Below are 24,310 nucleotides of genomic sequence, written 5' to 3' on the forward strand. Positions count from 1 at the left end.
ATTTGACAATTTAGAGTAATGACTCTAATAAATGAAGCATTCCAATAACAACCGGGAACTTCGCCATGTCTGCCAACGTTGCCTACCTGCAAGATTCCCAGGCGCTGGACCAGCTCCAGGACCTGTTCGACGCTCAACGCCGGGCCTACGCGGCCAACCCGATGCCGCCCGCTGCCCAGCGTCAGCAATGGCTCAAGGCCTTGCGCGACCTGCTGAGCGATGAGCGCCAGGCGCTGATCAACGCCATCAGCAGTGATTTCAGCCACCGCAGCGCCGACGAAACCCTGTTCGCCGAATTGATGCCCAGCCTGCATGGCATTCACTACGCCAGCAAACACCTCAAGGGCTGGATGAAACCTTCCCGCCGCGCTGTGGGCATCGCCTTCCAGCCCGCGTCGGCCAAGGTTATCTATCAACCGCTGGGCGTGGTCGGGGTGATCGTACCTTGGAACTACCCGTTGTACCTGGCCATCGGCCCGCTGGTGGGCGCGTTGGCGGCCGGCAACCGGGTGATGCTCAAGCTCAGCGAATCCACCCCCGCCACCGGCCAGTTGCTCAAGGCGCTGCTGGCGAAGATCTTCCCCGAAGACCTGGTGTGCGTAGTGCTCGGCGAAGCGGAAGTCGGCATGGCGTTTTCCAAGTTGCGCTTCGATCACCTGTTGTTCACCGGGGCCACCAGCATCGGCAAGCACGTGATGCGCGCGGCGGCCGAACACCTGACACCGGTCACCCTGGAACTGGGCGGCAAGTCACCGGCGATTGTTTCCGCCGACGTGCCGCTCAAGGACGCCGCCGAACGCATCGCCTTCGGCAAGGCGCTGAATGCCGGGCAAACCTGCGTGGCACCGGACTACGTGCTGGTGCCGGAAGACCGTGTGGACGGTTTCGTCGAGGCCTACAGCAAGGCGGTTCGCGGGTTTTACCCGACCCTGGCCGACAACCCGGACTACACCGCCATCATCAACGAACGACAACTGGCCCGGCTCAACGGCTACGTGAAAGACGCCACCGACAAGGGGGCCACCCTGGTCCCGCTGTACGACCAGGGCCAGGACCGGCGCATGGCCCACAGCCTGCTGCTGAATGTCAGCGACGACATGACGGTGATGCAGGAGGAAATCTTCGGCCCGGTGCTGCCGATCGTGCCGTATCGCGGTCTCGACCAGGCCTTCGCCTACATCAATCAGCGCCCTCGCCCATTGGCGCTGTATTACTTCGGCTACAACAAGGCTGAACAGGACCGCGTACTGCACGAGACCCATTCCGGCGGCGTGTGCCTGAACGATACCTTGCTGCACGTGGCCCAGGACGACATGCCCTTCGGCGGCATCGGCCCGTCGGGCATGGGCCACTACCACGGCCATGAAGGCTTCCTGACCTTCAGCAAGGCCAAGGGTGTGTTGATCAAGCAACGCCTGAACGCCGCCAAGCTGATTTACCCGCCCTATGGCAAATCCATCCAGAAGTTGATCCAGAAGCTATTCGTCCGCTAACACACCCATCACCGGGATAACAATAAGAATGAACCCTAGCCTGACTGAATCACCCGCGCTGTCACGGCGCGGCGTCTTGAAACTCGGCCTGTGCGCCAGCGCCTTCCTGGCCACCGCCGGGCTGGGCGCCAGCCTCAGCGGCTGCTCCAGCAGCACCCCGGCCAGCGGCTTTGCGATGTTGCGCAGCAGTGACCTGCCGTTTTTGCGGGCAGTGATCCCGGTGCTGCTGGAGGGCGTGGCCAGCGCCGAGGTGGTGGTGGCCGGCATCGACGACACCCTGAAAAAACTCGATTTCAGCCTGCAACACCTCTCGCCCGAGATGTTCAAGCTGACCCAGCAACTGTTCGACGTACTGGGCATGGCGGTCACCCGTGGACCGCTGACCGGCGTGTGGGGCAGTTGGGAAAACGCCAGCGCCGAGCAGATCCGCAACTTCCTGCACCGCTGGGAAAACAGCTACCTGAACCTGCTGCGCATGGGCCAGTGCTCGTTGCTCAAACTGGTGATCATGGCCTGGTATTTCCGCCCCGAGTCCTGGGCGCATTGCGGCTACCCCGGCCCACCGAAAATCTGATTCGCATCCCGATAAAAACAAGAGACGACCCTGATGCCCGTACCTGATCTGTTCCGCGATGGCATGGCCCGCGGCTGGAAAACCCACAATGGCGCCGCCCTCGACCAGGACCTGACCCTGGAAGCTGACGTCGCAATCATCGGCAGCGGCGCCGGCGGCGGCACCACCGCCGAAATCCTCAGCGCCGCCGGCTACAAGGTGCTGTTGATCGAAGAAGGCCCGCTGAAAACCAGCAACGACTTCAAGCTGCTGGAGGACGAGGCCTACGCCACCCTGTACCAGGAAGGCATTGGCCGCATGAGCAAGGACGGCGCCATCACCATCCTGCAGGGCCGCGCGGTCGGCGGCACCACGCTGATCAACTGGACCTCCAGTTTCCGCACCCCGGACCCGACCCTCGCCCATTGGGCCAGCGAGTACGCGGTCAAGGGCCACAGCAGCGCCGAGATGGCGCCCTGGTTTGAAAAAATGGAACAGCGCCTGGGCATCGCGCCCTGGGCGATGCCGCCGAACGCCAACAATGACGTGATCCGCAAAGGCTGCGAAAAGCTCGGCTACAGCTGGCACGTGATCCCGCGCAATGTGCGCGGCTGTTTCAACCTGGGGTATTGCGGCATGGGTTGCCCGGTCAATGCCAAGCAATCGATGCTGGTGACCACCATTCCGTCCACCCTGGAGAAAGGTGGCGAACTGCTGTACCTGGCCCGTGCCGAACGCCTGAAGTTCAGCGGTGACAGCATCACCAGCCTCGAATGTGTGGCCATGGATCAGTATTGCGTGGCACCGACAGGCCGCAAAATCACGGTCAAGGCCAAGCACTACGTACTGGCCGGCGGCGGCATCAACAGCCCGGCGCTGCTGCTTCGTTCCGATGCACCCGACCCCCACTCGCGCCTGGGCAAACGGACCTTTCTGCACCTGGTGAATTTTTCCGCCGGGCTGTTCGACGAGGTGATCAACCCGTTCTACGGGGCGCCGCAGTCGATCTATTCCGACCACTTCCAATGGCAGGACGGCACTACCGGCAAAATGTCCTACAAGCTCGAAGTACCGCCGCTGCATCCGGGCCTCGCCAGTACCTTGCTTGGCGGCTACGGCACGCAGAACGCGCTGGATATGGGCCAACTGCCCAAGACCCACGCAATGCTTGCCCTCTTGCGCGACGGTTTCCACCCCGACAGCCCGGGCGGCACCGTTGAATTGCGCGGCGATGGCACCCCGGTGCTCGATTATCAGGTCTCGCCCTACGCCTGGGACGGCCTGCGCCGGGCGTTCCACAGCATGGCGGAGATTCAGTTTGCCGGCGGCGCCAAGTCGGTCATGCCGCTGCACGGGGATGCGCGCTACGTGAACACGCTGGCCGAAGCCCGCAGCATGATTGACGGCCTGAACCTCGAATTGCATCGCACGCGGCTCGGCAGCGCGCATGTGATGGGCGGTTGCGCCATGGGTGAAGAACCGAAAAACGCGGTGGCCGACAGCCTTGGGCGCCATCACCAACTGCGCAACTTGTCGATCCACGATGGCTCGCTATTCCCTACCAGCATTGGGGCTAACCCGCAGCTATCGGTGTATGGATTGACCGCGCAACTGGCGACAGCATTGGCCGAACGTCTGAAAACGGCCTGAAAAAACCGGGTATTCGCGGTGTCTATAGTGCTTTCTTCTGAATAAGTTGACTTGGCCGACCGGGATGGCTGCGATACCATCCGGTTCCCCAACGGACTCCGCCAGGACGACGCGATGAACCGAGTGTTGTACCCAGGTACCTTCGACCCAATCACCAAGGGCCATGGCGATCTGGTCGAACGCGCCTCGCGCTTGTTCGACCATGTGATTATCGCGGTCGCTGCCAGCCCCAAGAAAAACCCGCTGTTTCCCCTGGAACAGCGCGTGGAGCTGGCCCGTGAGGTCACCAAGCATCTGCCCAACGTTGAAGTGGTCGGCTTCTCGACGCTGCTGGCGCACTTTGCCAAGGAACAGAACGCCAATGTCTTCCTGCGCGGCCTGCGAGCGGTGTCGGACTTCGAATACGAATTCCAGCTGGCCAACATGAACCGCCAACTGGCGCCGGACGTGGAAAGCCTGTTTCTTACACCGTCGGAGCGTTATTCGTTCATTTCCTCGACATTGGTGCGAGAAATCGCGGCGTTGGGCGGGGATATCACCAAGTTTGTGCACCCGGCTGTGGCGGATGCGCTGACGCTGCGCTTCAAGAAGTAAGACCGCTCAATCGGCGCCCGCTCGCACTGCGGGCGTCAATGCGGCACAATTGCGCGCATTCGTTTTCAGATGCCTTGGCTGACAGCCCTGGCAGGAGTTTCCATGTCCCTGATCATCACCGACGATTGCATCAACTGCGACGTCTGCGAACCCGAGTGCCCGAACGCTGCCATTTCCCAGGGTGAAGAGATCTACGTGATCGACCCCAACCTGTGCACCCAGTGTGTCGGCCACTACGACGAACCCCAGTGCCAGCAGGTCTGCCCGGTGGATTGCATTCCGCTGGACGAGGCTCATCCGGAGACGGAAGAGCAACTGATGGAGAAGTACCGGTTGATTACCGGGAAGGCCTAAGTCCCTTGGCGCTTCATTAGACCCCTTCGCGAGCAAGCCCGCTCCCACCTTCGACTGCATTCCAAAGGTGGAACTCGGACGAATGTGGGAGCGGGCTTGCTCGCGAAGAGGCCATCAGCAGCACCACAAATTGTCAGCTCTGGCACCGCGGGCAAAACACACTTGCCCGCTGTCCCAGCGTCACGCTGCGCAATTCGGTCCCACAGACCTTGCACGCCTCGCCACCACGGCCATAAACGAACAATTCCTGCTGGAAATACCCCGGCTGCCCGTCGCCGCCGATAAAGTCCCGCAGCGTGGTGCCGCCGCGCTCGATGGCCGCCGCCAGGATGCGTTTGATCTCGATCGCCAGCTTCAGGTAACGCCCACGGGAAATGCCCTTGGCTTCCCGACGCGGATCAATCCCGGCGGCAAACAGCGCCTCCGTCGCGTAGATGTTGCCCACCCCCACCACCACCGCGTTGTCCATGATGAACGGCTTCACCGCCATCGAGCGTCCACGGGACAGCTGGAACAGCCGCTCGCCGTCAAACAGGTCGGTCAACGGCTCCGGCCCCAGGCGGATCAGCAGCTCATGGTTCAGCGGGTCGAGGCTCCAGAGCATCGCGCCAAAGCGTCGCGGGTCGGTGTAGCGCAGGGCCAGGCCCGACTCCAGTTCTATATCCACATGTTCATGCTTGGCCGCCGGGCTGCCGGCCTCCACCAGGCGCAAGTTGCCCGACATGCCCAAATGGCTGATCAAGGTGCCGACTTCGGCATTGATCAACAGGTACTTGGCCCGCCGTTCCACCAGCACGATCCGTTGCCCGGAAAGCCGCACATCCAGGTCTTCCGGGATCGGCCAGCGCAGGCGCCGCTCACGCACCACCACACGGCTGACCCGCTGGCCTTCCAGATGCGGCGCAATTCCGCGCCGGGTGGTTTCGACTTCCGGTAACTCGGGCATGTGTACCTCTTGGAGAAAGGGTTAGTGCGCGCCCAGCTCGCGGATCGACAACTTCAAACTCTCGAAGTCGTAGTCCGACAGGCCGATATGGTCCAGCACCAGCGGGCCGATGGCGTTCCACTCATGGTCATCCACCTGGTTGCCCAGCACGCGGTAGGACGCACAAATGTGCTCGGCCATTTTCAGGATCGCCAGCAGGTTTTTCAGCTGCGGCTTGTGGTTGGACTCGTCGCTGAAGATCGCCAGGGCATTGTGGTGATTGGCGATGGCATCGGTCACATGTTCCGGCAGGCGCCAGGATTTGGCGGTGTAGTAACCCACCACGGCATGGTTGGTGTTGAACGCCTGGTTCTCGGTGTCGACCACACGGCATTCCGGGCCGGCGTTGGCATAGGCCTCTTCCAGCACGCTCATGTAGTTCGGGAAACGTTTGAGCATCAGCGGCACGCCGCAATCGTGGAACAGCCCCAACGCGTAGGCTTCATCGACCGCCTGGCTGCCGGTGCGCTTGGCCAGGGCCAGGCAGGTCATGGCCACGTCCTGGGCGGTGTCCCAGAAACGGTTGAGGGTGACGATGGTGTCGTCGCTCATCTCGCCCTTGATCGACTGCGCGTTGATCAGGTTGACGATGGAGCGGCTGCCCAGCAGGTTCACCGCGCGCTGGATCGAGACAATCTTGTTGCTCAGCCCGTAATACGGCGAGTTGACGATTTTCAGCAGCGAGCCGGAAAGGCCCGGGTCCTGGGCGATCAGCCGGGCGATCACTTCCAGGTCCGGATCAGGCATGTACTGCTCCATCTGCAAATCCACCATGATTTGCGGTTGAGGCGGCACGCTGATGCCTTGGAGGCTCTGTTGGATCTGTTCGGCGGATAGCTCTTGGGACATAGGGGGCACACTCTGGACTAGGCGGCGATTCTAACCTTTATGGCAACCGGGCTGACACCTCAAAAACCCGAACTGAAACCGGACCGAATGTGGGAGCGGGCTTGCCTGCGATGCAGACGGCTCGGTCTTTCAGGTAACCGAGGTGATGCTATCCCAGGCAAGCCAGCCCACAGGGACATCACAACCCACATGTCCGGCGGCGCCGCCAAGGACCGCACAACACGGTATACTCCCGCTCTTTTTTCCGGAGCGACGTCATGTCCCTGCCAAGCCTGCGTCTCAAAGCCAACGCCGATCGTCGTTTGCGCAACGGCCACCTGTGGGTCTACAGCAACGAAATCGATGTGGCCGCCACACCTCTTCACGGCTTCCAGGCAGGCGACCAGGCGATCCTGGAAGCAGCCGGCGGCAAGACCCTCGGCATCGTGGCCATGAGCCCGAACAACCTGATCTGCGCGCGCTTGCTGTCCCGCGACATCAAGCTGCCACTGGACAAGTCGCTGCTGGTACACCGCATCAACGTGGCCCTGTCCCTGCGTGACCGTCTGTTCGACAAACCGTTCTACCGCCTGGTGTACGGCGATTCCGACCTGCTGCCAGGCCTGGTGGTCGACCGTTTCGGCGACATCCTGGTGGTGCAGATCGCTTCGGCGACCATGGAAGCCCACAAGGAAGACGTGATCGCCGCACTGACCCAAGTGCTCAAGCCAAGCGGCATCCTGTTCAAGAACGACTCTGCCGCGCGTGATGCCGAAGGCCTCAACCGCTACGTCGAAACCGTGTTCGGCCTGGTGCCGGAGTGGGTTGCCCTGGAAGAAAACGGCGTGAAGTTCGAAGCGCCAGTGATCCAGGGCCAGAAAACCGGCTGGTTCTACGACCACCGCATGAACCGCGCCCGCCTGGCCCCGTATGCCAAAGGCAAGCGCGTACTTGACCTGTACAGCTACATCGGCGGCTGGGGCGTGCAAGCGGCCGCCTTCGGCGCCAGTGAAGTGTTCTGCGTCGACGCTTCCGCCTTCGCCCTCGACGGCGTGGAGCGCAACGCGGCACTGAACGGTGTTGCCGAGAAGATGACCTGCATCGAAGGCGACGTGTTCGAAGCCCTCAAAGAGCTGAAAGCCAGCGAAGAGCGTTTCGACGTGATCGTGGCCGACCCGCCTGCCTTCATCAAGCGCAAGAAAGACATGAAGAACGGCGAAGGCGCCTACCGCCGCCTGAACGAGCAAGCCATGCGCCTGCTCAGCAAGGACGGCATCCTGGTCAGCGCGTCGTGCTCGATGCACTTGCCGGAAGACGACCTGCAAAACATCCTGCTGACCAGCGCCCGTCACCTGGACCGCAATATCCAGATGCTGGAACGCGGCGGCCAGGGCCCGGATCACCCGGTGCACCCGGCGATTGCCGAGACCCGGTATATCAAGAGCATTACTTGCCGGTTGTTGCCGAATAGCTAAGTAACATCGCGGACCAAATGTGGGAGCTGGCTTGCCTGCGATAGCATCATCGCAGGGTATCTGACATACCGAGGTGCTTGCATCGCGGGCAAGCCCGGCTCCCACACAAGTCCATATAGCTTCCCGCAACGGTTTTGATTGAATTCCCCCTTTCGCAGACTAGTATCGGTTTCTGGTTTTACTCCGGAAAATAACAACAATGTCTGCGTCCTCTTATTCGCCGCCCCACGGCCACGTAAAACGCCAACACCTCTCGCGCTTCATCCTCATCACCTGCATTTCGCTGATCAGCTTTTTCCCGATCAATATCCTGCTGCCCTCATTCCCGGCCCTTGCCGCCCGATTCGACATGCCCAGCGCAGATGTCGCGCTGTCCATCAGCCTGTTCACGCTGGTTTTTTCGATTTCCCAACTGGTCGCCGGCCCGCTGTCGGATAAATGGGGCCGCAAGGAAGTCCTGCTCGGTTGCATCACGCTGTCGATCCTGGGTGCGATAGGTTGCGCATTATCGACGGACTACCTGAGCTTCCTGCTGTTTCGCTCGGTCCAGGCCATGGGTTGCGGCTTCTTCGTACTGGGCCACGCGTTAGTGGAGGACCTGTTCGAAGAACAGGACCGAGCCCGTGTGCGCCTCTACTACATGACCCTGAGCGGCTCGTTCGTCGCCTTGTCACCGCTGATCGGTTCCTGGTTGCAAACCACCTTCGACTGGCAAGGTAGTTTCTATGGGTTCGCACTGATGGCGTTGGGCATGTTGATCCATGCGTTCTGCCTACTGCCCTCCAAGTCCGCCAGCCCGCACCGCACGCCGGTGTCGATCATCGGCACGCTGAAAGATGTCGCGACCAATCGCGACTTCCTGCGTTACTGGTGGATCGCCGCGTTGGTGTTCGCCTGCTACTTCGCTTTGATCAGCGTGACACCGTTGATTTTCATGGACTCGTTGAAACTCTCCGAATACCAGTACGCACTGGTACTCATGGTGTATGGCGTGGCCTATCTGCTCGGTGGCTTGGCGGCGTCGTATCTTCAAAAACGCATTTCGCTGTCCCGGCAAATCAACATCGGCCTTGGATTGCTGCTCATCGCAGGCGTGCTTCTGATGCTGATCGTCGGTCTTGGAGCTATCACCACCATCACCCTGCTGATCCCGATGCTGATCAGCGCCCTGGCCGTGACCCTGGTACGCCCTGCCGCGATTTCCGCGGCCATGTTGCTGTTCTCCAGCAGCGCCGGCACCGCCGCGTCGGCCGGCAACAGCATCATGTTCATCACCGCCGCCGTCAGCAGCGCCGCCCTCGCCCAAGCGGGGGCCAACCTGCTGATGACCATCGCCATCAGCTTCATCGTCTTCAGCGTTTGGGGCGTGATGACGAACGCCCGGGTCGGTCGCTGACCATGAAACTTGCACACCCACACGTCTCGTAAGCGCTATCTACACGCTGGCGGCCATTCCCTCCGGCCGCCAGCGGTGTAGAATCGGACCTATTCATCGCCAGTCATCCCCCGGCGGGTTTATGAGCTCGAGGCCCAAGCAAGCGGCGATCCCGCGACGCGAGTGGCAACTTCCGGACACACGGCCATTTTTCGGGTGTTCCAGTCGTCAATTAGAAGCTCACTCCCCTTTAGTACTTGATTAGCCGCCCGGAGTGCTCCAATGCCTGATTACCGCTCGAAAACATCCACCCACGGCCGCAACATGGCCGGCGCCCGCGCACTGTGGCGCGCCACGGGGATGAAAGATGACGACTTCAAAAAGCCGATCATCGCGATTGCCAACTCGTTCACCCAGTTCGTACCCGGCCACGTCCACCTCAAGGACCTGGGCCAACTGGTCGCCCGCGAGATCGAACGCGCCGGCGGTGTAGCGAAAGAATTCAACACCATCGCCGTGGACGACGGCATCGCCATGGGCCATGACGGCATGCTGTATTCCCTGCCGAGCCGCGAGATCATCGCCGACTCCGTGGAATACATGGTCAACGCCCACTGCGCCGACGCCATTGTGTGCATCTCCAACTGCGACAAGATCACCCCCGGCATGCTGATGGCCGCCCTGCGCCTGAACATCCCGGTGATCTTCGTCTCCGGCGGCCCGATGGAAGCCGGCAAGACCAAGCTCGCCTCCCACGGCCTCGACCTGGTCGACGCCATGGTCATCGCCGCCGATTCCAGCGCTTCTGACGAGAAGGTTGCGGAATACGAGCGCAGCGCCTGCCCTACCTGCGGTTCGTGCTCCGGCATGTTCACCGCCAACTCGATGAACTGCCTGGTGGAAGCCCTGGGCCTGGCCTTGCCGGGCAACGGCTCGACACTGGCCACCCACAGCGACCGCGAGCAACTGTTCCTGCAGGCAGGCCGCACCATCGTCGAGCTGTGCAAGCGCTACTACACCGAGAACGATGAGTCGGTGTTGCCGCGCAACATCGCCAACTTCAAGGCGTTCGAAAACGCCATGACCCTGGACATCGCCATGGGCGGTTCCACCAACACCATCCTGCACTTGCTGGCCGCCGCGCAAGAAGCCGAGATCGACTTCGACCTGCGGGACATCGACCGCCTGTCGCGCCACGTGCCGCAACTGTGCAAAGTCGCGCCGAACATCCAGAAGTACCACATGGAAGACGTGCACCGCGCCGGCGGGATCTTCTCGATCCTCGGTTCCCTGGCCCGTGGCGGCTTGCTGCACACCGACCTGCCGACCGTGCACAGCAAATCCCTGGCCGAAGGCATCGCCAAGTGGGACATCACCCAGACCACCGACGAAGCCGTGCATCACTTCTTCAAGGCAGGCCCGGCCGGCATCCCGACGCAAACCGCGTTCAGCCAGTCGACCCGTTGGGAAACCCTCGACGACGACCGTGAAAACGGCTGCATCCGCAGTGTCGAGCATGCCTATTCGAAAGAAGGCGGCCTGGCCGTGCTGTACGGCAACATCGCCCTCGATGGCTGTGTAGTGAAAACCGCCGGTGTCGACGAATCGATCCACGTGTTCGAAGGCCGCGCCAAGATCTACGAAAGCCAGGACAGCTCGGTACGCGGCATCCTCGCTGACGAAGTGAAGGAAGGCGACATCGTCATCATCCGTTACGAAGGCCCGAAAGGCGGCCCGGGCATGCAAGAGATGCTCTACCCGACGTCGTACCTGAAATCCAAAGGCCTGGGCAAAGCCTGCGCCTTGCTCACCGACGGCCGTTTCTCCGGCGGTACCTCGGGCCTGTCCATCGGCCACGCTTCGCCGGAAGCCGCTGCTGGCGGCGCTATCGGCCTGGTGCAGGATGGCGACAAGGTGCTGATCGACATTCCGAACCGCTCGATCAACCTGTTGATCAGCGATGAAGAGCTGGCGGCACGCCGGGTCGAGCAGGACAAGAAAGGCTGGAAGCCGGTAGAGAAGCGTCCGCGTAAAGTCACTACCGCGTTGAAGGCTTACGCCCTGCTGGCCACCAGTGCCGACAAGGGTGCGGTGCGTAACAAGGCGATGCTGGACGGTCTGTAAGACTCGCCCATAAAAATGCCCCGCCAGGTGCGGGGCATTTTTTTGCCTGGAGAAAATCCCCAGAACACAGGAGATCAAAAAATGTGGGAGCTGGCTTGCCTGCGATAGCAATCTGTCAGTTGATACATCTGCCGACAGACACACCGCCATCGCAGGCAAGCCAGCTCCCACACTGATCGCGGTGTTACTGAATCTCGTCCGGCTTGACGATCACCCAGTTTTTATCCGCGGTCACCGGCAACCCTTCCTTGGCCTGGGCCGCTGCGTGCTTGGCCATCATGCCGTTGAGCTGCGTCATGTACTTATCCTTGCGGTTGACCCACAGGTGGATGCCGCCCTTGGCCACGTCCACGTCATGGAACAGCATGTAGCCGTCACTGGTCGGCGTGTCGCCACCGACGATCACCGGTTTTTTCCACTCGTCGATGTAGGTCAGGATCGCCGCGTGCTTGCCGGCCATCCAGGTCGCCGGGGTCCACAGGTACGGGGTCAGTTCCAGGCCGAGGTTGGCCTTCTCGTCATACTTGCCGGCGGCGATCTGTTTGCGCGCGGTGGTCAGCTCGCCGGTCTTGCGGTCCTTGAGCAGCGTGCTCACGCCGATGACGTTCTCGGGTTTGACGTTGTAGCCGTACTTCGGATCGGCCGCGACCATGCGCACCAGTTCCTCGGACGCGGCGGTCATCACGTAGACCTCAATGCCGTTTTCCATCAGCTTGTTGTACAGCTCAGCCTGGCCGGTGAAGACTTTCGGCGGCTGCACTTCCATATTCTTGACCACGTCACCTTCGTAGTAGGTGACCGGCACCGGCTTGCCCGACGCCATCATCTCGTCGACGTAGCCCTTGAGTTCCTTGAGGGTGAAGCCGGAGAAAATCTGCGCGACCCACGGGTAGCAGACCATGTCGTCGACTTCGCAGAGGCGATAGTAGTAACTGAACAGGCTTTCCTTGTGGTCGGCGGTGTCTTTGAACGGGATCAGCTTCAGGGAAGGGTCCATGGTGTCGCGGGTGATCAGGCCCTTGTTTTCCAAGTACGGCAGCAATGACTCTTCAAGGTCGTAGCGGTAACTGGTGTTGTCCATGTCGAATACCGCGAAGTTGCCCTTGTTGGCATTGGCGGCAATCATCGTGTCCAGTTGCTTGGCGGCAGCCGCCGGCCAGTGTTTCAACTCGGTGGCGGCAAAGGCCTGGCTCGCAAGGCCCAGGCACAGCGCGGCGGCAAACAGTTTCGGCGCTAGCTTCATGTGCGTTTTCTCCCTGAGTGAAAGACATCGACGCTAACAAATCTGTGTGACAGTTATCGCCCGAGCGCGACCGCTTTCGTCGTGATCGCGCCAATGCCATACGCCTGCGCGTCAACCGCTTATTCCAAAAACGACAGTCACCATGCGATAACGTTATTAAATCAATATATTTCAAGCTGTTAGGCTTGCCGGTTCGCAATCGCAGGCTCCTGCGATTGGCTGCCTTCTCAACGGAGCTTCAATGAATCTGCCCCTGATTCTCAACTTACTGGTGTTCGTGGCCCTGTTGCTGGGCCTGGCACAAACCCGCCGAACCAACTGGAGCCTCGCCAAGAAGGTGTTGTTTGCGTTGGTCCTCGGCGTGATCTTCGGTGTGGTGCTGCACGCGATCTACGGTGCCGGCAACCCGGTGCTCAAGGCCTCGATCGGCTGGTTCGACCTGGTCGGCAACGGTTACGTGCAGTTGCTGCAAATGATCGTGATCCCGCTGGTGTTCGCCTCGATCCTCAGCGCCGTGGCCCGCCTGCATAACGCCTCGTCCCTGGGCAAGATCAGCTTCCTGACCATCGGCACGCTGCTGTTCACCACGGCGATTGCGGCGCTGATCGGTATCGGCCTGACCAACCTGTTCGGCCTCACCGCCGAAGGCCTGGTGGCCGGCACCCAGGAAATGGCACGCCTGCAAGTGATCCAGAGTGATTACGCGGGCAAGGTTGCCGACCTGAATATCCCGCAACTGCTGCTGTCGTTCATCCCGCAGAACCCGTTCGCCGACCTGGCCCGGGCCAAGCCGACGTCGATCATCAGTGTGGTGATCTTTGCCGCATTCCTCGGGGTTGCCGCGCTGCAACTGCTCAAGGATGACGTGGAAAAAGGCCAGAAAGTCCTCAACGCCATCGACACCCTGCAAGCCTGGGTGATGCGCCTGGTGCGCCTGGTGATGAAGCTGACCCCGTACGGCGTATTGGCGCTGATGACCAAAGTGGTCGCCAGCTCCAACCTGCAAGACATCATCAAGCTCGGCAGTTTTGTGGTGGTGTCGTACCTGGCCCTGGGCCTGATGTTTGTGGTGCATGGCCTGCTGCTGTCCCTGGCCGGGATCAACCCGCTGCGGTTCTTCCGCAAGGTCTGGCCGGTGCTGACGTTCGCCTTCACCAGCCGCTCCAGCGCCGCCAGCATCCCGCTGAGCATTGAAGCGCAGACCCGTCGCCTGGGGATTCCGCAGTCCATCGCCGGCTTTGCGGCATCGTTTGGCGCGACAATTGGCCAGAACGGTTGTGCGGGCCTTTATCCGGCGATGCTGGCGGTGATGGTTGCGCCGACCGTGGGTATCAACCCGCTGGATCCGCTGTGGATCGCAACACTGGTGGCGATTGTGACCTTGAGTTCGGCCGGCGTGGCGGGCGTGGGCGGCGGTGCGACGTTTGCCGCGCTGATCGTGCTGCCGGCGATGGGCTTGCCAGTGTCACTGGTGGCGCTGCTGATTTCGGTCGAGCCGCTGATCGACATGGGCCGTACCGCGCTGAACGTGAACGGTTCGATGACGGCCGGGGCGATTACCAGCCAGATCATGGGGCAGACGGATAAAGCGTTGTTGGATGCGGATGAGCATGGGGAACTGGCGCAGGCTTAACGGCTGAACTTTGTGGCGAGGGAGCTTGCTCCCGCTGGGCTGCGCAGCAGCCCCAAAGCAGGCGACCGAGTTTTCTGAGAGATTGAGGGATCAGCTTTTAGGGCCGCTTCGCAGCCCAGCGGGAGCAAGCTCCCTCGCCACAGCAAGCTCCCTCGCCACATGAGTTTTTAGGCTTTTTCCCAGACTTCGAAGTTATACGCCGGCTTGTCACCCTCTGCCGCATTCTCGACATTCGACACCAGCTTCCACTGGTTCAAATCAAACTCGGGAAACCACGCATCACCGTCCGGGCTCAATGCCACCCGCGTCAAATACAGGCGGTCCGCCTGCGCAAGCCCCTGGGCATACAACTGCGCGCCGCCGATCAGCATCAGCTCATCCACGCCCTGCGCCTTGGCCCATTCCTCAGCCCGCTCCACGGCCGCGTCCAGTGACGGAAAAACTTCCGCACCTTCCAGCACCAGATCGGTCTGACGGCTGACCACAATGTTCAACCGGCCCGGCAACGGTCGGCCCAGGGAGTCCCAGGTCTTGCGCCCCATGATGATCGGCTTGCCCAAGGTGGTGGCCTTGAAATATTTGAAATCCCCCGGCAAATGCCAGGGCATGCTGTTGTCGACGCCGATCACACGGTTTTCACCGAGGGCTGCGATCAGGCTTAAAGGGAGAGTTTTTTTCATGGCGACGAGAATACCAGAGGCGCGCGCGGCATACCCCAACCGGCGTTCCAGCGGTTATGCTCCAACCTCACTGGCTCAACAGGACGGCGCGTGACAGCTCTGAACCCCCTGCAAACACTCTGGCTGACCGAAACCGTGCGCCTGCGGGAGGAACACGCGGGCGCCCTGGAAGACCAGGAAGCCAATCGCCTGGCCCGCAGCACCGGCGGCGACTTGCCCACGCGCATTCAAAACCGCGCGCTGTGGTTGGCCGAACGCGATGGCCTGACCGCCGCCCTGACCCGCTGGCTGCAAGGCGCACGCCTGGCGCTGATCCTGCTGGCGGTGGTTGCCATTATCAGCGGCGCCGGCTTGGCCTTTGCCGCACTGGGCAACGGGCTGGTGCCGGTCAATGTGTTCTGGGCCTTGGGCAGTCTGCTGGGTTTGAACCTGATCCTGTTGTTGAGCTGGGCCCTGGGCCTGTTGTTTGCCGGTGAACACGGCGCCAGCCTCGGCCGCCTGTGGTTATGGCTCAGCGAAAAACTCGCCCGCGACGCCAAGGCCGCGCAACTGGCGCCCGCCCTGCTGCTGTTGCTGCAACGGCGCAAACTCAATCGCTGGGCCGTCGGTGTGCTGGTCAACAGCCTGTGGCTGCTGGCCCTGCTCAGCGCCATGGTGATCCTGCTGACGCTGTTGGCCACCCGGCGCTACGGCTTTGTGTGGGAAACCACCATCCTGCGGGCCGACACCTTTGTCGCCGTGACCCAAACCCTCGGCGCCCTGCCCGCCTTGCTCGGCTTCAATGTGCCCACCGTCGAGATGATCCGCGCCAGCGGCGATGCCGCCCTGAATATCGAAAGCGCCCGCCAGGCCTGGGCCGCCTGGCTGGTAGGCGTGCTGCTGGTGTACGGCATCCTGCCGCGCCTGATCCTCGCGCTGCTGTGCCTGTGGCGCTGGAAACGCGGGCGTGCCGCCTTGAGCCTCGACCTTAACCTGCCCGGCTACAGCCAACTGCGTGAACGGCTGATGCCCAGCAGCGAACGGCTTGGGGTCAACGATGCGGCGCCCGAGCAGTTGCACAACGTGACCGGTGGCGTCAGCGAACTGGAAAGCGACGGCGCCCTGCTGGTAGCCATCGAATTGGACGACCAACGCCCGTGGCCGCCGAAGCTCCCGGCCAGCGTCAAGGACGCCGGCATCCTCGACAGCCGCGAATCCCGCAACAAACTGCTGGAGCAACTGACGCGCTTCCCGCCCGCACGCCTGGCGATTGCCTGCGACCCACGCCGCTCGCCAGATCGCGGCAGCCTCGCACTGATCGCCGAACTGGCCCGCAGCGCCACCGCCACCCGCGTCTGGCTGCTGCAAGCACCTGCGGGCCAGGCCCTGGACGCGGAACGTCTGGGTGACTGGCATACAGCGTTGCAACAGTTGGAGATCCCGTTCGCCGATTGCGCGCCGCTCACTTGGCTGGAGACCGGTCATGACTAAGCCCCTGAAACTCGCGGTGGTGGGTCACACCAACGTCGGCAAGACCTCGTTGCTGCGCACCCTCACGCGAGACGTCGGCTTTGGTGAAGTGTCCCATCGGCCCAGCACCACCCGGCATGTCGAAGGTGCTCGGCTGTCGGTAGACGGCGAAGCCTTGCTGGAGCTGTACGACACGCCCGGCCTGGAAGATGCCATCGCCCTGCTCGATTACCTCGAACGCCTGGACCGCCCCGGCGAACGCCTCGACGGCCCGGCACGACTCACGCGTTTTCTGGAGGGCAGCGAAGCCCGGCAACGCTTCGAACAGGAAGCCAAGGTGCTGCGCCAACTGCTGGCCTCGGATGCCGGGCTGTATGTGATAGATGCCCGGGAGCCGGTGCTGGCCAAGTACCGCGATGAGCTGCAAGTGCTGGCCAGCTGTGGCAAACCGTTGCTGCCAGTGCTCAATTTTGTCAGCAGCGCCGACCACCGCGAGCCGGACTGGCGCGAAGCCCTCGCCCGCCTCGGCCTGCACGCGCTGGTGCGTTTCGACAGCGTGGCGCCGCCGGAAGACGGCGAGCGCCGCCTCTATGAAAGCCTCGCCCTGCTGCTGGAAAATTCCCGTGGGCAACTGGAGCGGCTGATCCTCGATCAGGAAGCCCAGCGCCAGGCTCGCCAGCAAAGTGCTGCACGGCTGATCGCCGAACTGCTGGTCGACTGCGCCGCCTGCCGCCGCAGTGTGGTCAGCGAAGCCGAAGTGGAACAGCAAGCCATCAGTGAACTGCGCAAAGCCGTGCGCCAGCGCGAACAGCGCTGCGTGGAAGCCTTGCTCAAGCTGTTCGGCTTCCGCCCGCAAGACGCCGCCGCCAGCGATTTACCGCTGCTGGACGGACGTTGGGGTGATGACCTGTTCAACCCCGAAACCCTCAAGCAACTGGGTGTGCGGGTCGGTGGCGGCATCGCGGCCGGCGCCGCCGCCGGTGCGGGTGTGGATTTACTGGTGGGCGGCCTGACCCTCGGCGCTGCGGCCCTCGCCGGCGCCATCGCCGGTGGCGCCCTGCAAACTGCGCGCAGTTACGGCAGCCGCCTGCTGGGCAAGATCAAGGGCCAGCGCGAACTCACCGTCGACGACAGCGTGCTGCGCCTGTTGGCCCTGCGTCAGCGGCAACTGCTCAAGGCCCTGAACCTGCGGGGCCACGCGGCGATCCACAGCATCAAGGTCGACACGCCCCAGGACAAGACCTGGCGCGAAGGCAAGCTGCCGGAAGCCCTGAACAAGGCCCGCGCCCATCCGCAGTGGTCGTCCCTCAACCCGCACCCCAAGTTGAGCCAGGCCGAACGCCAGGAACAGATCGAAGCCCTCGCGGCCAACCTCGATGAAACCTGAAGCCGTTACTGCTCGAACCACTCAAACGCCAGGAAGCTCTTGCATAGCGACCGAATCAATTCTTTGTCGGCATTATTGGCAACGCCATCGTGGTCGATATCACTGTTGGTAAATGACTCCAATACCCCGTCGCCATCTCCGTCAAAAGCTGCCGCCTTGTAAATCAGCGAACCTTTACAGGCGCCAGCGATGCGCTCGTGAAAGTCCAGCTTGATCGCATTGGGCGTTCCGGTTTTTGCGAAGTGATCAACGTAGAGTGTCAGCGAGCGCTGCCAATGACTGCGCTTGTTGAACCAGTTCAGCTTCAGAAAGCTGTCGGCGAAAGCATCGACCTGATGTTTATCCAGCATTCGCGGCCGGCCGCCCGGACTCAGGTCTTCTGACCACTGAAGATCGACCCGCCCGTCAGCGCTCATATCCACCGCAAAAATCTCGTGGATCAGTTCATCGGGGCAACCCGGATGCTGCTGGTAAAAATGAAGAATGACCGTGTCGGCATGTCCATTGCCGCTCATATCCTGGGCGACGGCTTTCAAGTAGCGCATGAGTGTTGCTCCTTTAGATCAAAGAAGCAGGCACTTTACTGACGGGAGAAGCAACGACTCTAGGCGGCGAGTCTGCGTTTCACGTAAGGCCTATCTACGTAGTCAGTAGCAGCAGCGCTTTTGCCTTGAGTATCTGCAGGTCCAACACCGGCACATGCATTTCCTTGGCCTGTTCATCCCAGTGACGCATGCGCAGGCTCACGGCGCACAGCGGATCCTGCTCGAACGCCCAGGCTTCCTCGGCAGTCATCACGCCGCCCTGGTAACCCAAGGTACGACGGCTGGCTTCGCTCAGGCGTGCGTAGTAGTCCGGCTGGCTGAAGGTCAGGTAACGCTTGGCTTGCACGTGGTATTCCACCAGTTTTGCCATGCGCTCGCTGAAGCCCGCCTGGCGCAGATAATCAGCCCCCAGCCGTTCATGGCTGACCACGCCATAACCCCCCATGTTCTCGCCACCTTGACCGCAGATGTGCCCGATATCATGGAAGAACGCCGCCAATACCACTTCATCATCAAAGCCCTCAGCCATCGCCAACTGCGCAGCCTGGGACATGTGCTCGATCTGCGAGACCGGCTCACCAATGTAGTCAGCGGTGCCGTGCTGTTCGTAAAGGCCGAAGACTTCGGCGATCACCTGCTCTGCTTTCATCACGGGTTCCCCCATAGCTCTGTGATATTGCGCTCGGCCATCGCCGGCCCGATGCTCATGCCCACGCCGGTGTGCATCAACGCCGCACTCACTCCCGGCGCCGCCCGCAGGAACGAGAACGGCCCCGGCCCACGGGAACCATAGACGCCCTGCCAGCGCTCCACGACCTGGATCTTGCAGCCCAGGGTATGTTCGGCCAGTTCGATCATCCAGGTGTCCACCTGTTCGGCGTTGAACGGTGATGGATCGCTGCCGTAATGGTGGGAATCACCGATGATCAGTTCACCGTAAGGCGTTGGGCTGATCAGCAGATGGATGCCGTTTTCGTGCAGATGCGGTACATCCCGCAGGATGTCGGCCTGCACCGGCGCGGCTTCCGGCAAATCGGCGAAGGCACCGTAGTGGACGCAACTGAGGCCGGTCAGCAGCGCGTGTTGCAGGTTCAACGCCACCGCTGGCCGGGCGCGCAGCATTTGCAGGCGGCAGATTTGCGGGTGGAGTTCGGCGATCTGCTCGGCCAGCAGCGTCTGGTAGTCGTGACCGGAGCAGACAATGATCTGCTCGCCGCGAAAGGAGCCGGCGGTGGTGTGCACCTGGCCGGGCTCGATGTCGCGCACCAGGGTGGAGAAATGAAACTCCACGTTCAGTTCGCGGCTCAGGTAGTCGATCAGCGCCGGGATAGCCTCGCGGGAATACAGTTGTTGATCGTCAAGCCCGTGAAGCGCGGCGCGGTGATGGGCGAACTGGCCGCCGTACAGCTCGTGCAGGGCGGCGCCTTGCAGCAACTCGACGCGATAACCGTGCTCCTGGGCGCGCCCGGCGCAGAAGGCTTCAAGCAAGTGCTCTTCGGCTTCAGTACGGGCGAACAGATAGGAGCCGTTGCGTTTGAGCTGGATACCGGCGAGCTGTGCCCACTGGCCCCAGATCTCGCGGCTTTCCCGTGCCAGGTCGAGCATCTTCCCGGGCGGTTGGCCGGTGACCAGGGCCTGGCCGAAGTTGCGCACGGAAGCGCCCAGTGGCGTGGCGCTGCGCTCGAAGACCTTGACCTTGAGGCCGCGTTTGGCGGCCGCGTAGGCATGGGACAGGCCGAGGATGCCGGCGCCGATGATCAGCAGTTGTGTCATGAAGACCTCTCGTTCCCACGCTCTGCGTGGGAATGCATCCTGTGACGCTCCGCGTCACGACTACAAAAGCGGACGCAGAGCGTCCAGAGCCGCGTTCCCACGCAAAGCGTGGGAACGATCGGTGGTTATTGTTTTTCCGACTTGCCGTCATAGCGCTTGCGCCACTCGGTCAGGATGCTGTCGCGGTTTTTCGAGGCCCAGGCGAAGTCGTTCTTGATCAGCCGCTGCTCGTAGTCAGCCGGCAATTCGGTCTGCGGCTTGGCAATACCCGGCTGGGCCAGTACCGCGAAGTTTTCCTTGTACAGCTCCATTGCCGCCGGGCTGGCGGAGAAGTCGGCGAGCTTCTGTGCCGCGTCCGCGTGGGCGGTGCCCTTGATCACGGCGGTGGCTTCGATGTCCCAGCCCAGGCCTTCTTTCGGCAGAATGATGTCCAGCGGTGCGCCCTGGCGCTTCAGTTGAACAGCCGGGTATTCAAACGAGATACCGATCGGGAATTCACCCGACGCCGCCAGCTTGCACGGCTTGGAACCGGAGTGAACGTACTGGCCGATGTTCTGGTGCAGGTCGTCCATGTACTGCCAACCCTGCTTCTCGCCGAAGGTCTGCAGCCAGGCGCTCACATCCAGGAAACCGGTGCCGGACGAGGCCGGGTTGGGCATGACGATCTTGCCTTTGTACTCAGGCTTGGTCAGGTCTTGCCAGCTCACCGGCTTGCTCAGGCCCTGCTTTTCGGCTTCGACGGTGTTGAAGCAGATGGTCGCAGCCCACACGTCCATGCCGACCCAGGCCGGTGGGTTGGCGGCGTCGCGGTAGTTCGCGCCGATCTTGCCCAGGTCCTTGGGTGCGTAGTTTTGCAGCATGCCCTGCTGGTCGAGGATCGCCAGGCTGGAAGCGGCCAGGCCCCAGACCACGTCAGCCTGCGGGCGGGCTTTTTCGGCCAGCAGCTTGGCGGTGATGATGCCGGTGGAGTCTCGCACCCATTTGATATCGATGTCCGGGTTAGCCTTTTCGAAGGCCTGTTTGTAGGTCTTCAATTGCTCGGCTTCGAGGGCCGTGTACACGGTCAACTCGGTCTTGGCGGCAAAGGCATTCAGGCTGAACGCAGTGAGCACAGCAGCGGCTAATGCCAGGGGCTTGAACATGGTGCAGTTCCTTTATGGATGATTTATTGGCCGGGCGCGGTTTGGCGCCAGGCCTGGGAGCGGCGCAACAAGCCGCGTGAGGCCCACGCCAGCAGCAAGGACACGCCCGCCGAGGTGAACAGAATCAGGGTCGACATGGCCGCCGCGCCGCCGACGTTGCCGGCGTCGTCCATGTTCAACACGGCGACGGCGGCAAGGATGGTGTCGGGGCTGTAGAGGAAGATCGCGGCGGAAACGGTGGTCATCGCCGAGACGAACAGGTAGCGCACGATGTCCAGCAGCGCCGGCAGGCAGATCGGCACGGTGACCCGCAGGTAATGCCGGTACAGCGGCGCCTTGAGGGACAACGCGGCGGCTTCGAACTCGGCGTCCAACTGGCGCAGGGCCGTGGTGGCGGTCATTTGTGCGGTGGTCAAATAGTGAGCAATGGTGCACACCACCAGCAGCGTCATGGTGCCGTAGAGCACATGCAGCGGGTTGCCGTTGAGGTTGAAAAAGAACACGTAGCCCAGGCCCAACACCAACCCTGGCACCGCCATCGGCACGAAGCTGAGCATCCGCAACGCCAGGTTCAGACCCTTCTGGCCCTTGGTCTTTTCCATCAGGTAGGCGCCGGTGAAGATCAGCACGCTGCCGATCAATGCGGTGCACAGGGCCATGGTGATGCTGTTGCGGTAGGCCAGCCAACCGCCGCCAGCCGTGTCTTCGAACTGGTAGTGGGCCAGGGACAGCGACAGGTTGTAGGGCCAGAACTTCACCAGCGACGAGTAGACCGCCATGCCGAACACCAGCAACAGGATCGCGCAGATCAGCAGGACGATGGCCAGGTAGCAGCCATCCCGCCGTTTCGACGGCGCCGGCTGGAACACTTGGGCGCGGCCGCTCATGGAGTCGCCATGACGGCGGCGCAGCCAGGCGTCGACGCCGAAGCTGAACAGCGCCGGCAGCAGCAGGACCATGCCGATCAACGCACCGCGGCCAAATTGCTGCTGGCCGACCACGGCTTTGTAGGCTTCCAGCGCCAGCACTTGGTAGTCGCCACCGACTACCACGGGCACGCCGAAGTCAGTGATGGTCAGGGTGAACACCAGGCAAAACGCGGCAAACACAGCCTGGCGGGTCGCCGGCCAGGTGATGCTGCGAAACGCCCGGGCGGGACTCGCGCCCATGCTCGATGCGGCATCGAACAAGCGTGCGTCCGCAAGGGAAAGCGCTGACAGCAGGATCATCAAGGCATGGGGAAAGGTGTAGATCACTTCGCCGAGGACGATGCCCCAGAAGCCATAGATGTTGTCCGACAGCAGCCCGCGCAGCATGCCCTGGTTACCGAACAGGTAGACCAGCGCAATCCCGGGCAGCATCGACGGCGCCATCAACGGCAGCAGCGACATGCCACGCCAGATCGCCTTGCCCGGAATCAACGTGCGCTGCAGGGCGTAGGCAAACAGGTAGGCCAACGGTACGACGATGGCCGCCACGCTGCCGGAAACCTTCAGGCTGTTACCCAGCAACCAGTGGAAGTTATCGCTGGTGACCAGTTCTCGCGCCGCCACCAGGCCACCACCCTGCCCGGCCTCACTGCTGAAGCCGCGCCAGAAGATTGCCAGCAGCGGCAGCAGTACCGCGACGCCCAGTAAGCATAGCCAGAGCAGCTTGCCGCCGATAACAAAAATACGGTCGCCGACTTCGGCACGGGAAACCTGACGAGCCACGTTATCGGGTATCGGCAGAGTCATATCGCGGGCCATCTCAGGCAAACACCTGCAGGCTGCGCGGGGGCAGCGCGACCCAGATGTCCTGGGCGCCGAGGCGCGGCATGGCTTCCGGGGCCAGTTCGGCGAGCAGCGGATGGCCGGGCAGTTGGTCCAGCTCAAAGCTCATGCGGCAGCGGTTGCCGAGGAAGGTGATCTCGCGGACCTTGGCCGGGAACAGGTTTTCTTCATGCACCGGCGGGTTGACGTTGATGGCTTCCGGGCGGCAGAACAGACGGCCCGATTTCGCAACGCCTGCGTTGTCCGCCAGGCGCATATTCATACCGCCAACCTGGGCGTGGCTGGCGCTGTTGCGGCTGAACGGCAGCCAGTTGCCCTGGCCGACGAACTCGGCCACGAACGGCGTGGCCGGGCGGTCGTAGATTTCCTGGGGCGTGGCGTACTGCTCGACCTTGCCGTTGTTCATCACAGCGATGCGGTCGGCCATCAGCATGGCCTCGTCCTGATTGTGGGTGACCATCAGGGTGGTGATGCCCAGGCGGCGCTGCAGTTGGCGCAGCTCGGTGCACAGATGCTCGCGTACTCGGGCGTCGAGGGCGGACATGGGTTCGTCCAGCAGCAACAAGGACGGCGCCGGCGCCAGGGCGCGGGCCAGGGCCACACGCTGCTGTTGACCGCCGGAGAGTTGACCGGGGAATTTCTTTTCGCTGCCCACCAGGCCTACAAGTTCCAGCATCTGCCCGACACGCTTGCGCACTTCATCGCGGCCACTGCCGGTGAGGCCGTAGCCGATGTTCGCTTCGACGGTGAGATTGGGAAACAGCGCGTAGGACTGGAACAGAATGCCGTAGTCCCGGGCCTGGGGTGCCAGCAGGGAAACGTCACGGTCGCCGAGGTACAACTCGCCACTGTCCTGGCGTTCCAGCCCGGCGATGCAGCGCAGCAAGGTGGTCTTGCCGCAGCCCGACGGGCCCAGCAGGCACACCAGTTCGCCGGCGGCGACGTCCAGGGACACGTTATCCAGCGCGGTGAAGGCGCCGAAGCGTTTCTGTACACCACGCACCTTCATTGGCGCGCCGGGATTGGTCATGGCTGTGTTCATGGAGGCACCTCATCAAACTGATGAAGGTCATCCTAGGCAGGCAATGCGTCCCTCTTGTGGCAGAAAGGCAAAACGTGGCGATAGTGGTATTGGTGGATTTGGGTTGGCCAACTGATTGTTCCTACGCTCTGCGTGGGAATACATCCTGTGACGCTCCGCGTCACGACCTTAAGAGCGGACGCGGAGCGTCCAGGCCGGCATTCCCACGCAGAG

21 protein-coding genes are annotated in these 24,310 nt (G+C 62.2%); 11 read left to right on the top strand and 10 right to left on the bottom strand.

The genetic code is table 11. From position 1 onward, the window contains the following. The first annotated feature begins 65 nt into the window (after positions 1–65). From LIY45_RS04215 to LIY45_RS04235, 5 genes are all read left to right on the top strand, one after another. Complete coding sequence (locus LIY45_RS04215; protein ID WP_226475467.1) at positions 66–1,493, top strand: coniferyl aldehyde dehydrogenase; 1,428 nt, start codon at positions 66–68, stop codon at positions 1,491–1,493. Between the two features lie 28 nt (positions 1,494–1,521). Beyond that, a complete protein-coding gene (locus tag LIY45_RS04220; protein ID WP_226475468.1) occupies positions 1,522–2,067 on the top strand; it encodes a twin-arginine translocation pathway signal protein in 546 nt (181 codons plus the stop codon). A 33-nt stretch (positions 2,068–2,100) separates the two neighbouring features. Further along, positions 2,101–3,696 (top strand): GMC family oxidoreductase, encoded by a 1,596-nt coding sequence (locus tag LIY45_RS04225; protein ID WP_017476542.1) that lies wholly within the window; start codon positions 2,101–2,103, stop codon positions 3,694–3,696. Between the two features lie 114 nt (positions 3,697–3,810). Beyond that, positions 3,811–4,290 carry a pantetheine-phosphate adenylyltransferase gene (gene coaD, locus LIY45_RS04230; RefSeq protein ID WP_003176711.1) on the top strand — a complete coding sequence of 160 codons (480 nt, stop codon included), beginning with the start codon at positions 3,811–3,813 and terminating at the stop codon, positions 4,288–4,290. A gap of 102 nt (positions 4,291–4,392) precedes the next feature. After that, positions 4,393–4,644, top strand: coding sequence for a YfhL family 4Fe-4S dicluster ferredoxin (locus LIY45_RS04235; protein WP_003213796.1), 252 nt, complete (start codon positions 4,393–4,395; stop codon positions 4,642–4,644). A gap of 133 nt (positions 4,645–4,777) precedes the next feature. On the opposite strand, the gene mutM is transcribed toward LIY45_RS04235, so the two are convergent. Both mutM and LIY45_RS04245 read right to left on the bottom strand, forming a co-directional pair. Further along, entirely contained in the window at positions 4,778–5,590 is an 813-nt protein-coding gene (gene mutM / locus LIY45_RS04240) for a bifunctional DNA-formamidopyrimidine glycosylase/DNA-(apurinic or apyrimidinic site) lyase (protein WP_226475469.1), read from the bottom strand. Positions 5,591–5,611: 21 nt separating this feature from the next. Beyond that, positions 5,612–6,424, bottom strand: coding sequence for an HDOD domain-containing protein (locus LIY45_RS04245; RefSeq protein WP_173882995.1), 813 nt, complete (start codon positions 6,422–6,424; stop codon positions 5,612–5,614). Between the two features lie 311 nt (positions 6,425–6,735). On the opposite strand from LIY45_RS04245, the gene LIY45_RS04250 reads away from it, so the two are divergent. The 3 genes from LIY45_RS04250 (at position 6,736) to ilvD (ending at position 11,431) form a co-directional block, all read left to right on the top strand. Further along, positions 6,736–7,932: a class I SAM-dependent rRNA methyltransferase gene (locus LIY45_RS04250; protein WP_003213799.1), complete on the top strand. Its 1,197-nt coding sequence runs from the start codon at positions 6,736–6,738 to the stop codon at positions 7,930–7,932. A 199-nt stretch (positions 7,933–8,131) separates the two neighbouring features. Continuing rightward, the gene (locus tag LIY45_RS04255; RefSeq protein ID WP_226475470.1) at positions 8,132–9,328 is read left to right on the top strand and encodes an MFS transporter; all 1,197 of its coding nucleotides are present in this window, start codon (positions 8,132–8,134) and stop codon (positions 9,326–9,328) included. A 261-nt stretch (positions 9,329–9,589) separates the two neighbouring features. Further along, entirely contained in the window at positions 9,590–11,431 is a 1,842-nt protein-coding gene (ilvD, locus tag LIY45_RS04260) for a dihydroxy-acid dehydratase (RefSeq protein WP_017476546.1), read from the top strand. 184 nt (positions 11,432–11,615) lie between these two features. Here ilvD and LIY45_RS04265 read toward each other — a convergent pair whose 3' ends face one another. After that, positions 11,616–12,674 (bottom strand): hypothetical protein, encoded by a 1,059-nt coding sequence (locus tag LIY45_RS04265; RefSeq protein WP_017476547.1) that lies wholly within the window; start codon positions 12,672–12,674, stop codon positions 11,616–11,618. 241 nt (positions 12,675–12,915) lie between these two features. On the opposite strand from LIY45_RS04265, the gene LIY45_RS04270 reads away from it, so the two are divergent. Further along, on the top strand, positions 12,916–14,307 hold the full coding sequence (locus LIY45_RS04270) for an L-cystine transporter (protein ID WP_226475471.1): 1,392 nt from the start codon (positions 12,916–12,918) through the stop codon (positions 14,305–14,307). 167 nt (positions 14,308–14,474) lie between these two features. On the opposite strand, the gene LIY45_RS04275 is transcribed toward LIY45_RS04270, so the two are convergent. Then, entirely contained in the window at positions 14,475–14,987 is a 513-nt protein-coding gene (locus LIY45_RS04275) for a dihydrofolate reductase (RefSeq protein ID WP_226475472.1), read from the bottom strand. Positions 14,988–15,077: 90 nt separating this feature from the next. Here LIY45_RS04275 and LIY45_RS04280 point away from each other — a divergent pair, with 90 nt between their 5' ends. Together LIY45_RS04280 and LIY45_RS04285 are read left to right on the top strand one after the other, a co-directional pair. Next, positions 15,078–16,457, top strand: a complete 1,380-nt coding sequence (locus LIY45_RS04280; RefSeq protein WP_226475473.1) for a DUF2868 domain-containing protein — start codon at positions 15,078–15,080, stop codon at positions 16,455–16,457. After that, a complete protein-coding gene (locus LIY45_RS04285; RefSeq protein ID WP_226475474.1) occupies positions 16,450–17,823 on the top strand; it encodes a DUF3482 domain-containing protein in 1,374 nt (457 codons plus the stop codon). Before LIY45_RS04280 ends, LIY45_RS04285 begins: the two co-directional genes overlap by 8 nt. Before the next feature lie 5 nt (positions 17,824–17,828). Here the strand turns inward: LIY45_RS04285 and LIY45_RS04290 are convergent, their stop codons facing one another. The 6 genes from LIY45_RS04290 to LIY45_RS04315 form a co-directional block, all read right to left on the bottom strand. Then, positions 17,829–18,368: a hypothetical protein gene (locus LIY45_RS04290; RefSeq protein ID WP_226475475.1), complete on the bottom strand. Its 540-nt coding sequence runs from the start codon at positions 18,366–18,368 to the stop codon at positions 17,829–17,831. A 94-nt stretch (positions 18,369–18,462) separates the two neighbouring features. After that, entirely contained in the window at positions 18,463–19,017 is a 555-nt protein-coding gene (locus tag LIY45_RS04295) for a phosphonate degradation HD-domain oxygenase (protein ID WP_226475476.1), read from the bottom strand. Further along, complete coding sequence (locus tag LIY45_RS04300; protein ID WP_226475477.1) at positions 19,017–20,141, bottom strand: TIGR03364 family FAD-dependent oxidoreductase; 1,125 nt, start codon at positions 20,139–20,141, stop codon at positions 19,017–19,019. Before LIY45_RS04300 ends, LIY45_RS04295 begins: the two co-directional genes overlap by 1 nt. A gap of 125 nt (positions 20,142–20,266) precedes the next feature. Next, the gene (locus LIY45_RS04305; RefSeq protein ID WP_017476554.1) at positions 20,267–21,283 is read right to left on the bottom strand and encodes a putative 2-aminoethylphosphonate ABC transporter substrate-binding protein; all 1,017 of its coding nucleotides are present in this window, start codon (positions 21,281–21,283) and stop codon (positions 20,267–20,269) included. 23 nt (positions 21,284–21,306) lie between these two features. Next, a complete protein-coding gene (locus LIY45_RS04310; RefSeq protein ID WP_226475478.1) occupies positions 21,307–23,031 on the bottom strand; it encodes a putative 2-aminoethylphosphonate ABC transporter permease subunit in 1,725 nt (574 codons plus the stop codon). Between the two features lies 1 nt (position 23,032). Beyond that, entirely contained in the window at positions 23,033–24,097 is a 1,065-nt protein-coding gene (locus LIY45_RS04315) for a putative 2-aminoethylphosphonate ABC transporter ATP-binding protein (RefSeq protein WP_026077848.1), read from the bottom strand. Positions 24,098–24,310 lie beyond the last annotated feature (213 nt).

The organism is Pseudomonas sp. MWU16-30323, from assembly GCF_020515595.1.
Lineage (GTDB): Bacteria > Pseudomonadota > Gammaproteobacteria > Pseudomonadales > Pseudomonadaceae > Aquipseudomonas > Aquipseudomonas yamanorum.

What these genes read in the sequence shown, in the direction of transcription:
- LIY45_RS04250 (WP_003213799.1), top strand. Translation starts at nt 6,736, where the DNA reads ATGTCCCTGCCAAGCCTGCGTCTCAAAGCCAACGCCGATCGTCGTTTG.
- ilvD (WP_017476546.1), top strand. Translation starts at nt 9,590, where the DNA reads ATGCCTGATTACCGCTCGAAAACATCCACCCACGGCCGCAACATGGCC.
- mutM (WP_226475469.1), bottom strand. Translation starts at nt 5,590, where the DNA reads ATGCCCGAGTTACCGGAAGTCGAAACCACCCGGCGCGGAATTGCGCCG.
- LIY45_RS04220 (WP_226475468.1), top strand. Translation starts at nt 1,522, where the DNA reads ATGAACCCTAGCCTGACTGAATCACCCGCGCTGTCACGGCGCGGCGTC.
- LIY45_RS04285 (WP_226475474.1), top strand. Translation starts at nt 16,450, where the DNA reads ATGACTAAGCCCCTGAAACTCGCGGTGGTGGGTCACACCAACGTCGGC.
- LIY45_RS04315 (WP_026077848.1), bottom strand. Translation starts at nt 24,097, where the DNA reads ATGAACACAGCCATGACCAATCCCGGCGCGCCAATGAAGGTGCGTGGT.
- LIY45_RS04305 (WP_017476554.1), bottom strand. Translation starts at nt 21,283, where the DNA reads ATGTTCAAGCCCCTGGCATTAGCCGCTGCTGTGCTCACTGCGTTCAGC.
- LIY45_RS04215 (WP_226475467.1), top strand. Translation starts at nt 66, where the DNA reads ATGTCTGCCAACGTTGCCTACCTGCAAGATTCCCAGGCGCTGGACCAG.
- LIY45_RS04225 (WP_017476542.1), top strand. Translation starts at nt 2,101, where the DNA reads ATGCCCGTACCTGATCTGTTCCGCGATGGCATGGCCCGCGGCTGGAAA.
- LIY45_RS04265 (WP_017476547.1), bottom strand. Translation starts at nt 12,674, where the DNA reads ATGAAGCTAGCGCCGAAACTGTTTGCCGCCGCGCTGTGCCTGGGCCTT.
- coaD (WP_003176711.1), top strand. Translation starts at nt 3,811, where the DNA reads ATGAACCGAGTGTTGTACCCAGGTACCTTCGACCCAATCACCAAGGGC.
- LIY45_RS04290 (WP_226475475.1), bottom strand. Translation starts at nt 18,368, where the DNA reads ATGCGCTACTTGAAAGCCGTCGCCCAGGATATGAGCGGCAATGGACAT.
- LIY45_RS04255 (WP_226475470.1), top strand. Translation starts at nt 8,132, where the DNA reads ATGTCTGCGTCCTCTTATTCGCCGCCCCACGGCCACGTAAAACGCCAA.
- LIY45_RS04235 (WP_003213796.1), top strand. Translation starts at nt 4,393, where the DNA reads ATGTCCCTGATCATCACCGACGATTGCATCAACTGCGACGTCTGCGAA.
- LIY45_RS04295 (WP_226475476.1), bottom strand. Translation starts at nt 19,017, where the DNA reads ATGAAAGCAGAGCAGGTGATCGCCGAAGTCTTCGGCCTTTACGAACAG.
- LIY45_RS04275 (WP_226475472.1), bottom strand. Translation starts at nt 14,987, where the DNA reads ATGAAAAAAACTCTCCCTTTAAGCCTGATCGCAGCCCTCGGTGAAAAC.
- LIY45_RS04270 (WP_226475471.1), top strand. Translation starts at nt 12,916, where the DNA reads ATGAATCTGCCCCTGATTCTCAACTTACTGGTGTTCGTGGCCCTGTTG.
- LIY45_RS04310 (WP_226475478.1), bottom strand. Translation starts at nt 23,031, where the DNA reads ATGGCCCGCGATATGACTCTGCCGATACCCGATAACGTGGCTCGTCAG.
- LIY45_RS04300 (WP_226475477.1), bottom strand. Translation starts at nt 20,141, where the DNA reads ATGACACAACTGCTGATCATCGGCGCCGGCATCCTCGGCCTGTCCCAT.